Source organism: Chryseobacterium sp. NRRL B-14798 (genome assembly GCF_050470705.1).
Classification (GTDB): Bacteria; Bacteroidota; Bacteroidia; order Flavobacteriales; family Weeksellaceae; genus Chryseobacterium; species Chryseobacterium cupriresistens.
This window is the reverse complement of record NZ_JBFLUL010000004.1, coordinates 1-14,838: the sequence shown is the minus strand read 5'-3', so window position 1 is coordinate 14,838 and position 14,838 is coordinate 1. Positions and strand designations below refer to the sequence as shown.

Sequence of the window (14,838 nt, the reverse complement as noted above, 5' to 3'; positions counted from 1 at the left end):
AACGAGTTGTGAAAATAAAAATCCGGCAGCTTGAAAAGCTGCCGGATTCGTCAATAGAATGTAAAGATGTTTATTTTTTCAGGGAATAAATAGATTAAAAATTAAGTCAGCACAAATCATGCTTCAAAGCAAAAAGTACCAGACCCGCTCTGTTTTTTATATCCAGTTTCACAAAAACCGAATCTCTGTAGCCATCAATGGTTTTAGGACTGAGGCACATTTTGTCAGCAATCTCCTTATAAGTAAGTTCGCTGCAGGCCCATTTGATAAATTCTTTCTCCCGGTCTCTCAGCTCAGAAAGCAGGGAGGCATTTTTCGCTTCCTCTGTTTTTACTTTCAATAGCTTTTGGGCTACAAAATCAGTATAAAAGCTGCCTTTCTCAAATACCGTTTCAATAGCCTGGAAAAGAATGGAAGGCTGCATATCTTTCAGCAGATAGCCTTTAGCGCCTGCTTTCAGCATTTTAATCAATATTCTTTCATCATCATCCATGGTAAGGGCAATGACTTTAATATCAGGATAATGCTCTGTAAGCCATTCTGTAGTTTCTATACCATTTTTATAAGGCATATTGACATCCATCAGGACTACAGCGGGTAATTCAGAAGCTTTTTCCACGCCTGCAATAAATTCTTCTCCGTTGGGATGATTCATAATGACCCGATATTGAGTGTTTTCTGTGATCATATTCTCCAGTGCTTTGGAGATTAAGGTATGATCATCAACGATCGCTATGGGAATTGTTTTCATAATAAATTTTTATGATAGGTTATCAAAGTTTGTGTTCCTTTATTCAGTTCTGAATGTATAGATAGTTCAGCGTGAATCAGTTTGGCTCTCAGTTCCATATTTTTTAATCCTGAGCCGTCCTGATTACTATTGATATCAAAGCCTCTTCCGTTGTCCGAGATACTGATATGTAATTTTTCACAGTCATCCTCCATGTGTATGGAAACATTTTGGCTTTGGAATGTTTCAGAATATTATTGATACTTTCCTGGATAATTCTGAAAAGGATCAGTCCGTGTTTAGGCGAAATATCAATATCCTGCTTTTGTGTGATGAATTCTATTTTTAATAATTTCAGTTTTTTAATTCTCTTCACTTCTCTTTCAATGGATTCTGCCAGTCCGAAATGAATAATCTGTTCAGTAATCAATGTTTTAGACAGGTTTCTGATATCCTGTATACATTCTCCCAATAATTCATTGAGTTCGATGAGGTCTTCTTTTTCTGAATTCCGGAGTTTGGTAATCAGCTGGTTTTGACGTAAGCGGACCACAGATAATTTCTGCCCCAGATCATCATGCAATTCCTGCCCGATATAATTGAGAGTCTGTTCTTTCATTTCTACCTGGGAAGTCGCCAGTTCCTTTTCAAACCGAAGATCTTTTTCCTTCTGCTCAATCAGCAGGGTTGTTTTTTTCCTGATAAAAACCGCATAGATGAAGACCATTGTCAAAACAACGATGAATAAAGTAATCGTAAAGATGATGACCAGATTATTCTCTTCCATATCTGCAAAGCATTTATCTTGTTCTTTCCTGTTTGTTCCAGATTAAACCCAATATGAGTATGCCATTACTGATCAGATTCAGCATAAATAAAATAAAAAAATAAATAGTCTCTGATACAGTAGTTCTAAAAAAGAATATCGGGATGCTTCCAATAAAGAATATTAGCAAAGCAACTGATATCCAGAATGGTAAATAATTTTTGATTTCCAATACTTTATCAGAATTAAAGGTTTGGTACAGGAACAAAATGATTGAAAACAGCAACAGGAGGATATCTGCATAGAGCATATTAAAAGAAAAATGATGAAGCAGATCATCTTCTGTATAAAACATCACAACAATATTGAGGACAAAAAGAACCAGGATGATGGTCTGTATCTTTTTGAGCAGCGGAACATATAATAATTGGTAATAATACAGTAAGTACAGAAAAAATACAATCATTAAAAAACCAATTACATAGAAGATGTCCGTAGGCAGATTGGTCAGCTTGAAATAGAAATAACAGGAAATATCAATCAGGGAAAACAACAGATATCCTATGATAAAAAATAAATTCTCCTTTCCGGGTTTTCTGTATTTTATGACCATTAGAATCATCACTACAATGGAAATGGTCATCGATATCTGTTTCCCTGTTTCAATATTCCAGTTCATAATGCTGTGTTTTTTAAGGCATTGTTTCCGATAACGTTTTTGGTGGCGGGGCCAGATTGGTCATATTCATAGATTCTATTGAAGTAACGTCTGTGTTTTTCTTCGGTGGTGGCTGATCTGGCCATAACCTTCTCTCTTTCTCTTTTTTGGGCAGTAGGTACTAAAAATATAGTTTGGTAACCTGCATATTCAGGTTTTTGCCATTCTGTTTTTAGGATGATTCATTGGATATTTTCCCATGTAGATCCTGATTCCTGGATTTTTTAATTTTTGTTTTCTGGCATTTTCTTTTACATATTTAATATAGCCTTCCATATCTTCAAGCGAAAACCAGTACCATCTCGAATCGGGTTCACCGTTTCTGTACTTCATGAGAATTTCATGATTGGTTCTGGTGTATTCATCAAAAAGAACTCGCCCTTCACGGTAGCTGATCAGTTTCTTTTTATAACTGTTGCTTACAGGTTCTTTAGGAGGTTCGGTGCAGCTAAGCAGACAAAATGCCAGAATAAGAGCTGCACATAAGGGACTTAAAATCTTAGTAAAAAAGGAAGTTTTCATTTTTATGGTTTTAATTTTATGGAACAAAATTAGCGAACGACACAACTATAAAAAAGGGTGAAAACACTGTTTTTATCCTTTACTAAATTTACGACTTTTTGATATTCAGTTGAATATGAATTATGAGGTTTGTTCTTTTAATTAAAAATATCCAATGGTACTCCTTCAGTAATAAAATTAAAACCATGATGAACATTCATGGTTTTGAAGGAAACGGTTTACCTTTTTATTCTCTCTTTTTTCAATCTGCTTTTCACCCCATAGCCGCAGATAATCAATAAAAGGAATGAGCTCGGTGCCGTTTTCCGTTAAAGAATATTCTACCTTAGGAGGAACTTCGTGATACACTTCTCTATGGATAAGCCCGTCATCTTCCAGCTCCCGGACAGTCTGGGTAAGCATTTTAGGAGTAATATCAGAAAGGGTTTTACGAAGTTCGCCATACCGCATAACTGTCTTCAGATGAAGATACCATAAAATACGGCCTTTGTACTTTCCTCCAATCCGTTTAAAGGCATAATCAACAGGACAGGATGGCTCATTGGTAACTTTTTTTATTTTAACATTTTTTCAATGTTTGATAATCAGTATTAGTATATTTTTAGTATGTAGATTACCAAAAAGTACATACTTGCTGCAAAGATATGCATGAGACTACATTTGCCCGATAATTAAAATCAAAAAAAATGAAAGCTGTTATTGTAAACGAAGCAGGAGGCGTTGAAAATCTTCAATTTACGGAAATAGATAAGCCTGTCATAGGAAATGATGAAGTATTGGTAAAAGTAGTATCGGTAAGCATTAATCCTGTAGATGTAAAGTCCAGAGCATATGAAAGAGTTCTGAACTGGATTTTTGAAGAAAGAGGCCCGTTATTTTAGGATGGGATATCTCGGGAGAAGTCGTAGAAACCGGGAAAAGTGTAACTGATTTTAAACCGGGAGATGAAGTCTTCGGAATGGTCAATTTTTTTGGAAAAGGAAATGCCTATGCAGAATATGTGGCTGCCCCGGCGGCTCATCTGGCATTAAAGCCTCAAAACATTACCCATCAGCAGGCTGCCGCGGCCTCAATGGCTGCTTCAACGGCATATCAGGCCTTAGTGGATGTTGCCGGAATTAAAAAAGGAAGCAAGGTTCTGGTCCCATGCCGCTTCAGGTGGTGTCGGTCATTTTGCTGTTCAGATGGCGAAGTATTTTGGGGCATATGTTATCGGCATATCATCCGGTAAAAATAAAGAATTTGTTTTGTCGCTTGGGGCTGATGAACATATTGATTATACAACGGAAACTTTTATGAAAAGGTACAGGATGTAGATATCGTCATTGATACCCTTCAGGGAAAAGCTTTGTCGGATTCGGTAGATATTGTAAAAGAGAATGGTATTATTATAACACTTCCGACGCCTGAGATTCCTGAGGATATTGCATTGAGAGCCAGGCAGAAAAAGGTGAATATTGAGTTTATGATGGTACAGTCTAAAAAGAAACTGCAGAAGCAATTGCGGGCTTATTGAAGCAGGAAGCATTGAAACCATTTGTTTATAAACTTTCCCGTTTGAAGACATAGCACTGGCACACCTGGAGGTTGAGACCAGCCGCGTTGCAGGAAAAGTAATAGTAAATCTGTAAAAATAAAAACAGGACCGGAAATCTATTCCCGGTCCTGTTAAACAAGATTAAGTGTAAAATTTAGCCTTTACAGGCAAAAAGGATAATTCAAATGTGAACAGATTTTTATTGATTCTTAATCTATGTTTAAGGGAATTGATAGTAATGGTAATTTATTCTTATAGGCCATTATGGCTGTTTTGCTTCGATGGAAAAGAGATTCTACAAGATTGTATTTATAAGGAATCATGGTTAAAAGATCCGGACTGGTCAGTTTTATTTCCTCCTCAATCGCTTTGATGACTTCAATGGACTGAATCATTTTAAAGCTGTACTTAATATCATCCAGATCGTACCCGGAATTCAGGTCAATATCATGAATAACCTCAGCAAAATCTTCTAATCTTTCACTTACATTGAATACCTCAATCTCAGCGTTGAATTCATTAATAAAGTGGTAAATATCATTCATGGCAGACCAGGTCATGCTTTTGTGCGTATCATAAGCGAAAAGAATTTTTCTGATTCCTGTATATTCTATATGTGCGGGAATAATGAGTATCGGTTTTTTAATTCTGTGGATAGCTCTTGTTACACTGTTTCCCAAAAGCTTTTGTTCCAGAGTTTTTTCAGCCATTCCCATCACAATAAAATCACAATCGTGAATCTGCATACAGTTTTCAAGCTCTTCAATAAAATTGCCGGAAGCCAGATGATGCTGGGTTTCGACAGTATATAATCTTTTAAGCTCCGCCGCCTTATCCTCCATTTTTTTCTGATTTTTAAGCGTTTGAGTGTAGAAAAAATCAGCTGAAACCTGTGCATTCAGGGCATGGATGGAAACGGACTGAAGATTGAAAAGCACAATCCTGTATTTGTTTTCTTTAGCCATAGATGCTGCATAATGAGTAGCGTTTTCAGCTTCGTGGGAAAAATCTGTGCAGACAATTATTGTTTTCATTATACCGGATTTAATACCACAAAACTATGATAGACAGCTATTCCCTGATTATAAAAATACTGTGATGTTTGCATAAAATGATGATGAAATGTCTTTTTCAGGTGATGAACCGTCACATTCATTTTAACTCTGCTATTTTACGTTTCAGGTATTGTTTTGGCGGTCTCGTCCAAAATAGAAGATATTCATATAAAATCTATTTCTATATTTACATTCATAAAGTCCCGGATATGAACAGGATTTCTGCCATCAGGAAAAAAATAGTACGGAATAAGAAGATTCTTTCCACCATGAAAAGAAGGCTGGTGATCTGGGCGTTAGCAGTGGTCACTTTCTGTGTTTTTTCCTACCTTATTGATCCCTTTGATCCCGTTTGGAAAGGCTACCTTGATGCTCCTTTAAAAATGATTTTGGAGATGCCACATGGATTATCTTTTTTTCAATCATTATTTCTGAGGTAAGTATTTTTATAGACAGGACGCTCAATAAGTGGCTGCCCTGGAGAAACAGGACCGTAAAGCGATTATTCATTCAGTGTTTGCTTCAGATCGTGGGAAGTGTTTTGATTGTGATTATTATCAATGCAATTGTAGATGGTACTTCAGTAACATTACCTGAAATGGATTCCCGCAAAGAATATACACTTCTTGGACAATGGATCGCTTACTAATATTGTCATATCGTTGATTATCAGCACTTTTAATACTGTTGATTATTTATTGGAAAACTGGAAAAAAACAGCAGTAGAAGCTGCCCAACACAAACTGAGGGCATCAAAACACAAGCAGGCTGCAATGGCGGCAGAACTTCAGGCACTTAAGCTTCAGATTGACCCGCATTTTATTTTCAATAACTTAAGTGTGTTGTCAGAACTCATCCTGGAAGATCAGCAATTGGGATATGACTATTCCGAGAAATTTGCGAGAGTATACAGATACTTATTAGTAAATTCCAAAAAAGACATTATTGCCGTAGAAGAGGAACTCAATTTTTAGAATCCTATATCTTTTTGATTGAAAAAAGAATTGGGGAAGGCGTTATATTCAAAATAGATATTCAGGAGAGTACAAATCCAGATTCACCCTTCCGCTGTCTTTACAGTTGCTGGTTGAAAATGCCATTAAACATAACCAGACTTCAAAGGTAAATCCTCTGGAGATTCATGTTTATACAAGCCCTGAAGGAGAATTGGTAGTTTCTAATACATTTCTGCCTTTAATCAATAAGCCGGATTCCTCAGGAGTAGGGCTTACCAATATCATTGCACGATACGAAATCTTAGGATATCCTAAACCTGTGATTGAAAAAACAGAAGATAAATTTATAGTAAAACTCCCATTGATATGAAGATTAATAAAGTTTTAATTGTTGAAGACGAAAGACCCAATGCAGACAGGTTAAAAAGACTGTTGTTGAAGTTAAGACCCCATATCGAAATTCTGTCTGTGGAAGACTCGATTACCTCAACAGTACACTGGCTGGAAAATAATGTGGTTCCCGATGTTATCCTGATGGATGTAAGACTTGCAGATGGCCTCAGCTTTGAAATATTTAACAAGCATGAAGTTAAAAGTGCCGTCATATTTACAACAGCATACGATGAATATGCTGTACAGGCATTCAAATACAATAGTGTAGATTACCTCCTGAAACCTATTGAAGAAGAAGAGCTGGATGCCGCCTTAAAGCGCTATGAAACCTTTATGGAAGCCGTCCCGGTAGTAGGAACAGCCATTGAAGGATTATTAAATTATATCCAGCCGAAAGATTACAGAAAACGTTTTCTCATTGCCCATAGAGATGGATATAAGACCGTGCTGGCAGAAGATATCCTCTATTTTTTATACCGAATTGGGAATCAGCAAAGCCATGCTGAATACGGGAGTGGTAGAAAATGTTCCCCAAACCCTGGAAGAACTTGAAAAACAATTGGATCCTAATTCTTTTTCCGTGCCAACAGACAATTTATCATTCATATCAATTCCGTAAAACAGATTTTTTAATCATTTTAATGGAAAACTAAAGCTGGAGTTGAGGGAAACAGCCTGATATGGAAGTGATTGTAAGCCGGGAGAAAGCTTCCGTTTTCAAATCCTGGATGGATTATTAATTCTGGAAAATACAGACAAGGCTGTCTCAAAGTCAAATAATTTGACCTATGTAATTCTGACGAAGGAAGAATCTCATCAATATCCCAATACATGAGATTCTTCACTACATTTATGAACTTCGTTTGCAGACTTTCAGTCCGTGTTCAGAATGACATTTTTGAGACATCCTCTTTTTCGTTTTACTTGTGAAATCCATATGTTTATCCTTAATGGTTTCACTCTTATTTCCCCATAAAAATCTCTTTTTTGTCATAATTACAAAGGAAAATAGCGGTTTTCTTTTCATTTTTCCTATCATACGTTTCATCTGCGATTAATGACACTTCACCCAACTTCTGAAAGAATATCACTATAAGATGAAGTTATTTTGCTCCTGTAAAATTTAAAAACCAATGTTATGAATTACAGAAAAGGATATCTGGTACTTTCACTTACAGCTGCAGCCATATTGTACTCGTGTGGTTCTGGGAGCGGCCAGGAAAATACTCAGCAGATGCAGCAGGCATTGCCTACAGATTTTATTCAGGTAAAATCCGGAGATGCAGATGTGTCTACAGGATATCCGGGAAGCATAGAAGGACAGGACAATGTGGATATCAAAGCACAGGTAACGGGATATCTGGAGGCAGTATATATCAAAGAAGGGCAGTATGTAAATAAAGGGCAGACCCTTTTCAGAATAAATCCATCTGTGTACAACGAGCAGGTCAATACCAATGAAGCAGCCTTGAAATCAGCGTTGGCGGCACAGGAAACAGCAAGACTTGAAGTAGAAAAACTGAAACCTCTTGTAGAAGGAAAAGTAGTTTCCGATATGCAGCTGAAAACCGCTCAGGCGAGTTATAAAGCGGCATCAGCACAGGTTGCACAGGCACAGTCATCATTGGGATCCTCAAAGATTAACGCCAATTTTACGTATATCAAAGCACCGGTGAGCGGATACATAGGCAGAATTCCGAACAGAGTAGGAAATCTTATCAGCCCGTCTGATCCATCACCACTAACCACGCTTTCAAGCATCAACACCGTGAATGTGTACTTCTCCATGAATGAAGCTGATTTTATTGCGCACAGCAGAGCGGCAGCATCAGGAAATACAGCAGAAAATGTAGAGCTTATCCTGGCAGACGGTTCCACTTATTCTCTTAAAGGAAAACTGGAAAATGCCAGCGGAAATTTCGACAGAAATACCGGAAGTATTCAGATGAAAGCTGTTTTCCAGAATCCGGATAAATTATTAAGAGCCGGAGGAACAGCCAGAGTGATGATTCATAATGCCCTTAATGGTGTGATTAAACTTCCGAAAACCTCTGTAAAAGATATTCAGGACAGATTCTTTGTTTATAAACTGAATGGTAAGGATAAAGTGAAAATGACACAGATTACCGTTTCAGGAAGTACATCCCAGGATTACTTTATCAAAGAAGGTGTGAAGGCAGGAGATAAGATTGCCATTAACAGAATTGATGCTCTTACAGACGGAGCACAGGTGGTGGCACACACTGTTCCTTTGAAATAGTTGTATAACCTTTCTTAGAAAATTCAAAAATGTTAAAAAAGATAATAGACCGTCCTGTACTGGCGACGGTAATATCCCTTATCATTGTTATTTTAGGGATTATAGGATTAAACCAGCTGGCGGTGACCAGATTTCCGGACATCTCTCCGCCCACGATTACCGTTTCAGGATCATATCCCGGAGGAAACAGTGAAACCGTGATCCGTTCTGTGGTAACACCGCTGGAAGAGCAGATCAATGGAGTGGAAGATATGGAATACATGAAATCCACAGCAAGTAATGATGGTACATTCTCGATATCCATTATATTCAAACAGGGAGTGAATGCTGATCAGGCAGCCGTAAACGTGCAAAACAGAGTACAGCAGGCCACCCCGATACTACCGCAGGAGGTAGTGAGAATGGGATTGACCACCTCCAAGCAGCAGAACAGTATGGTATTGATTTTCAATATTTATACGGAAGATAATAAACAATATGATGAAACTTTCCTTCAAAATTATGCGAATATCAACCTTATTCCCCAGGTTAAAAGAGTAAAAGGAGTAGGGCAGGCCATGGTTTTCGGGTTGAAAGATTATTCCATGAGAATATGGCTGAACCCTCAGAAAATGTCATCTTACGGACTTGAACCGGCAGATGTTTCCAGAGCGATCGCAGACCAAAGTTTGGAATCAGCTCCGGGAAAACTTGGGGAGGAATCTGATGCAGCCTTAGAATATGTAATCCGCTATAAAGGAAAAAAGAACAAGCCGGAACAATATGAAAATATTATTGTTAAAAATATAGGAAGTCAGATCATCAGGCTTAAAGATGTTGCCCGTGTGGAATTCGGAGCGATTTCAAATACCGGAGATAACCTTCCAATGGAAAAAATGCGGTTACTGTAGCGATTATGCAGACTACAGGATCCAACGCCAACCAGATTGAAATTGGGTGTGAACAAAGCCCTTGACCAATTATCAAAATCATTCCCTCCTGGTATCAAATATACGAAGGTAATGAGTACCAAAGAAAGATTGGATGAAGCTACAGGACAGGTAAAATCAACACTTATAGAAGCTTTTATCCTTGTATTTATCGTGGTATTTATATTCCTGCAGGATTTCAGATCTACCATTATTCCGGCAGTGGCGGTTCCGGTGGCGATTATCGGTACCTTCTTCTTCCTTCTGGTCCTGGGATTTACGATCAACGTACTGACCCTTTTTGCCCTTGTACTGGCCATCGGTATTGTGGTGGATGATGCCATTGTAGTGGTGGAAGCCGTCCACAGTAATATGGAAGGAACGGACCTTTCCGGAAGAGAGGCAACTCATAAAGCGATGAGCGAGATCACAGGAGCGGTTATCTCCATTACTTTGGTGATGTCGGCGGTATTTATCCCAATCGGATTTATGTCCGGTTCAGCAGGATTGTTTTATAAGCAGTTTGCGTATACATTGGCCATAGCCATTATTATTTCAGCGGTTAACGCACTGACATTAACTCCGGCTTTGTGTGCCGTGTTTCTGAAAAACAATCACTCGGGAGAAGGTAAAAAACCAAAAGGATTCGGGCAAAGATTTGCTGTGGCATTTAATGCAGGATTTAATAATATGACCAATCGTTATGCGAAAGGCGTTAGATTTTTAATAGGAAGAAAATGGATTGCAGGAGGATTAATCATAGCCGTTATCGGGGTTGCAGGATGGCTGATGTCAAGTACGCCAAAAAGTTTTGTACCAATGGAAGACGACGGATTCTTTATGTACACTTTAAGTATGCCTCCGGGAACAGCATTGACCAAAACGACAGAGGTTTCCAACAAAATCAATGACATCTTAAAAGGTGTAGAAGCCGTTCAGGAAAATACTTCTATTACAGGCTACAACCTGCTTAGTAACAGCGCAGGGCCTGCTTATGCTATGGGATTTGTTAAGCTGAAACCTAAAAAAGAAAGAGGTGATGTTCAGGATATTCAGGAAGTGGTAGACATGGCAAATGCAAAATTGGGAGTAATCAAAGAAGGAAGTGTAATGACCTTCAGAATGCCTCCTGTAGAAGGTTACGGAATGACGAATGATGCCGAAATTGTACTGCAGGACCGTATGGGAAGAGATCCTCAGGTTCTTAAGGCCAAAGCAGATGAGCTTATCGGTCAGTTGATGCAGGTTCCGGAAGTAGCATTTGCCTACACCATGTTCAGGGCAGATTATCCTCAGATGGAACTTGAAGTAAATGAAGATAAAGCAAATCAGTTGGGAGTAAGCATTTCCAATCTGTTGGGAACTGTTCAGACCTATTTCTCAGGAGATCAGTCTCAGAATTTTTCAAGATTCGGGAAGTTCTATAGAGTGAATATTAAAGCAGATGGTGTTTTCAGAATGGATGAACAGGCCTTCAACGATATTTTTGTAAAAAATGAAAAAGGAGATATGGTACCGGTGAATACATTGATTACTTTGAAAAAAGTCTACGGTCCTGAATCCGTTCAGCGTTACAATCTTTACAACTCATTAAATATCACGTATCTCCAAAACCAGGCGTAAGTAACGGAGAATTGATGGATAAACTGGAACAGACTTAAGCAAGCTACCATCCGACTACAGCTACGAGTGGACAGGATTAAGTTTGGAAGAGAAATCAGCAGGAAATCAAACGATTGCCATTTTTGGACTGTGCTTGCTTTTCGTGTACCTGCTCTTGGCAGCTCAATATGAAAGTTATATCCTTCCTTTAGCTGTAATGCTTTCCATTCCAACAGGAATCGTAGGTGCATTTTTAGGAATAAAAGCCATCGGATTGGATAACAACATCTATGTACAGGTAGGATTGATTATGCTTATCGGGCTTCTCGCCAAAAATGCCATCCTTATTGTAGAATTTGCGATACAAAGGCGTAAGGCAGGACTTTCCATTCTGGATTCAGCACTGGAAGGGGCAAAGGCAAGGTTACGTCCTATTATCATGACATCATTAGCCTTTATTGTAGGAATGGTTCCGCTGATGATTTCTTCAGGAGGAATGGCTTCCGGAAACAAATCCATCAGTACAAGTGCTGCCATGGGAATGTTGAGCGGAGTGGTTTTAGGAGTTTTCGTCATTCCTGTACTCTACATGTTCTTTCAGTATCTGGATGAGAAGTTCTCTGCCAAAAAGAAGTACAATACGATAGAAAATCAATTGACAAATGACACTATTTAATATAAAGAATGTCCTTATTTCAGGCGCAATGGCATCATTGCTGATGTCTTGTGCCGTAGGGAAAAAATATACAAGAACAGACCTTCAGATTCCTGAAACCTACAAGAATCTGTGCAGGTGACAGGCGATACTGTAGTGTTGCCATGGAAGACTTTTTCAAAGATCCAAAATTGATTGGTTTAATAGATAAAGCCCTTTCAAGAAACAATGAAGTAAATGTAGCCCTGAAAAATATAGAACAGCTGGATCTGATCTACAGGCAAGCTAAGCTTAGTTTGATGCCAACACTGGATTTCACTGCAGGAGCAAACAGAAGCTGGGCTTCCAAAAATACCCTTAACGGCTCTCTGAACGAACAGTTTGTCGGTACAAAATACATGGATGATTTCAGTGCCGCACTGAGACTTTCCTGGGAAGTTGACATTTGGGGAAAAGCTAAAATGCAGAAAGAATCTGCAGCAGCAGAATATTTTGGACAAAAGGAAAATTTAAATGCCATCAAAAGCAGGATTGTCGTTCAGGTTGCGCAGGCATATTACAACCTTATCAGCCTTGATGACAGCTGAAAATTGCTGAACAGAATATTGAACTAAGCGACAACACGCTCAAGATGATGAATCTTCAGTTTACAGCAGGACAGATCAATTCATTGGCGGTTCAGCAATCGGAAGCACAGAAGAAAACCGCTGAGCTGCTGATTCCTTTGGCAAAACAGAATATTTCGATTCAGGAAAATGCTTTGAGCATCCTTTGCGGAGAATATCCGGCGAAGATAGAAAGAGAAGGAACCTTAAAACAATGATTCCCGAAAACAAACTGTTTGAAGGATTACCGGCACAACTGCTGAGCCGTAGACCGGATCTGAAGATGGCAGAGTTCAACGTAATTAACCTCAACTCAAAAACCGGACTGGCAAAAGCAGCCATGTATCCGAGTATCAGTTTAAGCCCGCAAATAGGAGTCAATTCCAATAAATTCAGTTCATGGTTTGATATTCCCGGATCTATTACCAAAGCGATTGCTGCTAATCTTGCTGCGCCTGTTTTTCAGAAAAAAGAATTGAAAACAGCGTATGAAACAGCTTTGATTGAACAGGAAAAAGCAGCCATCAATTTTAAACAATCTGTAATGACTGCTGTGGCAGAGGTTTCCGACGCTATGGCAAAGTCTAAAGGTTCTTCAGAAAGACTACAGCTTTTAGAACAGAGAACAGCAATTCTGGACAAGGGAATCAATGATGCGTTGAAGCTGTATAAAAGTGGTATGGCAACCTATCTGGAAGTCATCACTGCCAGAACAATAAACTTCAGAATGATCTGGAAACCATCAATGTTACCCTTGAAAAACTAAATGCTGAGGTTGATCTTTACAGAGCACTTGGCGGAGGTGTACAGTAGAATATTTCTTAAAAAAAATAATAAAGGAAGCTATATATGTAGTTTCCTTTTTGCTGTTTTGACGCATCAATACAACTCTATTATTATAACAGGTACGGAATTTGCAATGAGAGATGAAATTTTATGTGCACAAAATCAATTGGTTATAATTTTTTTTATTCTTTTTTCTAAAAAAGGATGCAAGATTTTCAGAAAACAGGATTTATATAGATGAGTACTCGAAAATAATTAATGTTTAACGAAAATGTAATGCAATGAAAAAATTGACAGTACCCCGATTTTTTATGACAGTTTTAATGTTTTGGCAGGATTGACCCTATTCTCATGTAATGATAATGAAGGACCGGACATTCCGCCTGTAAAAATGGAAGAATTACCAGGAAACTATAAAGGAAAAATGATTATTGTACAAGGAACTACCAAAGAGAGGGAATAAAAGAATTCAAAGTAAAGAAAGATACGATCTCTTTTGCCGAATTTCCAATAGGTGAAATCGTAAAAACTGTAGTAAAGGATCCTGCAAAAGCTGAAACTGCCATAAAATCACTTGGAAAAGTGAACTATGATATTAAATATGCAGCAGTGATCAATACCGCAAATAATGTGATAGAGCTTACTCTTACTCCAAAAACAATGGAGCTTCAGATTCCGGTAGACGGAGTAAACAAAAAACGGCTGTGGAATTCGTTTCTAAGCAAAAAGGATATTATGTAGGGATGGATAGAACGCTTAGATATGCGCTCACAGCAGAAAAAATTACAGTAGACGGAACAGTGGTTACTCCTTATGACGTGATCGATTATAATTTCCCGTTCTGTATAAAAAAATTAATAAATAGTATCATCAATGGATTGCACTTTATTAAAAAGATGCAATCTATTTTTGCCTGACAGTTTTATAACATCCCGGTGGATACGGAGGCAGTTGCATCATATGGAAGAAAGTAAAGAACAGATTTTGGTAAAGCACCTTCTGAAAAAGGAAGAGGCTGCCTGGAAAGAGCTTTTTGGAGCTTATTCCGGAAATCTGTCCTATGTATGCTCCGTTATCTGCAGAAAAAGAAGATGTTCATGATGTGCTTCAAAACAGTTTTATCAAAATGTTCCGTTCGATAGAATCTTTTGAGTACAGAGGTAGTGGTTCTTTAAAAGCCTGGATGACCCGTATCACAGTCAATGAATCTTTAAAGCATATTAAACAGAAAGGTGACTTTAAATCAGCAATTGAAGTAAATGATCTTCCGGATATCCCTAATGAAGAAGACCCGATTTTGAAGAAAATCCCCCGCGATGATATTATGATGATGATCAGAGCTCTT

Annotated in this window: 22 protein-coding genes and 2 pseudogenes; 17 read left to right on the top strand and 7 right to left on the bottom strand. The window is 38.2% G+C overall.

All coding sequences use genetic code 11. The features are described 5' to 3' along the window. Positions 1-106: 106 nt before the first annotated feature. From AB1278_RS00375 to AB1278_RS00350, 6 genes are all read right to left on the bottom strand, one after another. Positions 107-751, bottom strand: coding sequence for a response regulator transcription factor (locus AB1278_RS00375; protein ID WP_062672986.1), 645 nt, complete (start codon positions 749-751; stop codon positions 107-109). A gap of 103 nt (positions 752-854) precedes the next feature. Beyond that, positions 855-1,517, bottom strand: coding sequence for a sensor histidine kinase (locus tag AB1278_RS00370; protein WP_429811716.1), 663 nt, complete (start codon positions 1,515-1,517; stop codon positions 855-857). A gap of 13 nt (positions 1,518-1,530) precedes the next feature. Further along, positions 1,531-2,175: a hypothetical protein gene (locus AB1278_RS00365; protein WP_429811713.1), complete on the bottom strand. Its 645-nt coding sequence runs from the start codon at positions 2,173-2,175 to the stop codon at positions 1,531-1,533. Further along, positions 2,172-2,300 (bottom strand): hypothetical protein, encoded by a 129-nt coding sequence (locus tag AB1278_RS00360; protein ID WP_429811710.1) that lies wholly within the window; start codon positions 2,298-2,300, stop codon positions 2,172-2,174. Before AB1278_RS00360 ends, AB1278_RS00365 begins: the two co-directional genes overlap by 4 nt. A gap of 64 nt (positions 2,301-2,364) precedes the next feature. Beyond that, complete coding sequence (locus AB1278_RS00355; RefSeq protein WP_429811707.1) at positions 2,365-2,736, bottom strand: hypothetical protein; 372 nt, start codon at positions 2,734-2,736, stop codon at positions 2,365-2,367. Positions 2,737-2,913: 177 nt separating this feature from the next. After that, on the bottom strand, positions 2,914-3,294 hold the full coding sequence (locus AB1278_RS00350; protein WP_429811722.1) for a winged helix-turn-helix transcriptional regulator: 381 nt from the start codon (positions 3,292-3,294) through the stop codon (positions 2,914-2,916). A gap of 128 nt (positions 3,295-3,422) precedes the next feature. Between AB1278_RS00350 and AB1278_RS00345 the strand changes: the two are divergent. After that, positions 3,423-4,367, top strand: a pseudogene (locus AB1278_RS00345) (NADP-dependent oxidoreductase). Between the two features lie 115 nt (positions 4,368-4,482). Here the strand turns inward: AB1278_RS00345 and AB1278_RS00340 are convergent. Then, positions 4,483-5,307 (bottom strand): universal stress protein, encoded by an 825-nt coding sequence (locus tag AB1278_RS00340; protein WP_429811704.1) that lies wholly within the window; start codon positions 5,305-5,307, stop codon positions 4,483-4,485. Between the two features lie 230 nt (positions 5,308-5,537). On the opposite strand from AB1278_RS00340, the gene AB1278_RS00335 reads away from it, so the two are divergent. From AB1278_RS00335 to AB1278_RS00260, 16 genes and pseudogenes are all read left to right on the top strand, one after another. Continuing rightward, the gene (locus AB1278_RS00335) at positions 5,538-5,768 is read left to right on the top strand and encodes a hypothetical protein (protein WP_429811701.1); all 231 of its coding nucleotides are present in this window, start codon (positions 5,538-5,540) and stop codon (positions 5,766-5,768) included. Positions 5,769-5,845: 77 nt separating this feature from the next. Next, positions 5,846-5,977 (top strand): hypothetical protein, encoded by a 132-nt coding sequence (locus AB1278_RS00330; RefSeq protein WP_429811699.1) that lies wholly within the window; start codon positions 5,846-5,848, stop codon positions 5,975-5,977. 49 nt (positions 5,978-6,026) lie between these two features. Then, positions 6,027-6,302, top strand: coding sequence for a histidine kinase (locus AB1278_RS00325; protein WP_429811696.1), 276 nt, complete (start codon positions 6,027-6,029; stop codon positions 6,300-6,302). 106 nt (positions 6,303-6,408) lie between these two features. Further along, entirely contained in the window at positions 6,409-6,654 is a 246-nt protein-coding gene (locus tag AB1278_RS00320; protein ID WP_429811693.1) for a hypothetical protein, read from the top strand. Beyond that, entirely contained in the window at positions 6,651-7,229 is a 579-nt protein-coding gene (locus AB1278_RS00315; RefSeq protein ID WP_429811690.1) for a LytR/AlgR family response regulator transcription factor, read from the top strand. Before AB1278_RS00320 ends, AB1278_RS00315 begins: the two co-directional genes overlap by 4 nt. A gap of 586 nt (positions 7,230-7,815) precedes the next feature. Continuing rightward, on the top strand, positions 7,816-8,937 hold the full coding sequence (locus tag AB1278_RS00310; RefSeq protein WP_429811687.1) for an efflux RND transporter periplasmic adaptor subunit: 1,122 nt from the start codon (positions 7,816-7,818) through the stop codon (positions 8,935-8,937). A gap of 29 nt (positions 8,938-8,966) precedes the next feature. After that, a pseudogene (locus AB1278_RS00305) lies at positions 8,967-11,468 on the top strand (efflux RND transporter permease subunit). 82 nt (positions 11,469-11,550) lie between these two features. Beyond that, positions 11,551-12,123: an efflux RND transporter permease subunit gene (locus tag AB1278_RS00300; protein ID WP_429811684.1), complete on the top strand. Its 573-nt coding sequence runs from the start codon at positions 11,551-11,553 to the stop codon at positions 12,121-12,123. After that, positions 12,110-12,244 (top strand): hypothetical protein, encoded by a 135-nt coding sequence (locus tag AB1278_RS00295; RefSeq protein WP_429811681.1) that lies wholly within the window; start codon positions 12,110-12,112, stop codon positions 12,242-12,244. The genes AB1278_RS00300 and AB1278_RS00295 overlap by 14 nt, the downstream gene beginning before the upstream one ends. A gap of 22 nt (positions 12,245-12,266) precedes the next feature. Continuing rightward, the gene (locus tag AB1278_RS00290; protein ID WP_429811678.1) at positions 12,267-12,689 is read left to right on the top strand and encodes a TolC family protein; all 423 of its coding nucleotides are present in this window, start codon (positions 12,267-12,269) and stop codon (positions 12,687-12,689) included. Positions 12,690-12,733: 44 nt separating this feature from the next. Next, entirely contained in the window at positions 12,734-12,925 is a 192-nt protein-coding gene (locus AB1278_RS00285; protein ID WP_429811675.1) for a hypothetical protein, read from the top strand. Next, a complete protein-coding gene (locus AB1278_RS00280) occupies positions 12,922-13,473 on the top strand; it encodes a TolC family protein (protein ID WP_429811672.1) in 552 nt (183 codons plus the stop codon). Before AB1278_RS00285 ends, AB1278_RS00280 begins: the two co-directional genes overlap by 4 nt. Before the next feature lie 348 nt (positions 13,474-13,821). Further along, positions 13,822-13,956 (top strand): hypothetical protein, encoded by a 135-nt coding sequence (locus AB1278_RS00275; RefSeq protein WP_429811669.1) that lies wholly within the window; start codon positions 13,822-13,824, stop codon positions 13,954-13,956. Continuing rightward, a complete protein-coding gene (locus AB1278_RS00270; protein ID WP_429811719.1) occupies positions 13,953-14,234 on the top strand; it encodes a DUF4840 domain-containing protein in 282 nt (93 codons plus the stop codon). The genes AB1278_RS00275 and AB1278_RS00270 overlap by 4 nt, the downstream gene beginning before the upstream one ends. After that, positions 14,198-14,410 (top strand): hypothetical protein, encoded by a 213-nt coding sequence (locus AB1278_RS00265; protein WP_429811666.1) that lies wholly within the window; start codon positions 14,198-14,200, stop codon positions 14,408-14,410. Before AB1278_RS00270 ends, AB1278_RS00265 begins: the two co-directional genes overlap by 37 nt. 143 nt (positions 14,411-14,553) lie before the next feature. Further along, the coding region (locus AB1278_RS00260; RefSeq protein ID WP_429811663.1) for an RNA polymerase sigma factor at positions 14,554-14,838 on the top strand (285 nt) is incomplete at its 3' end.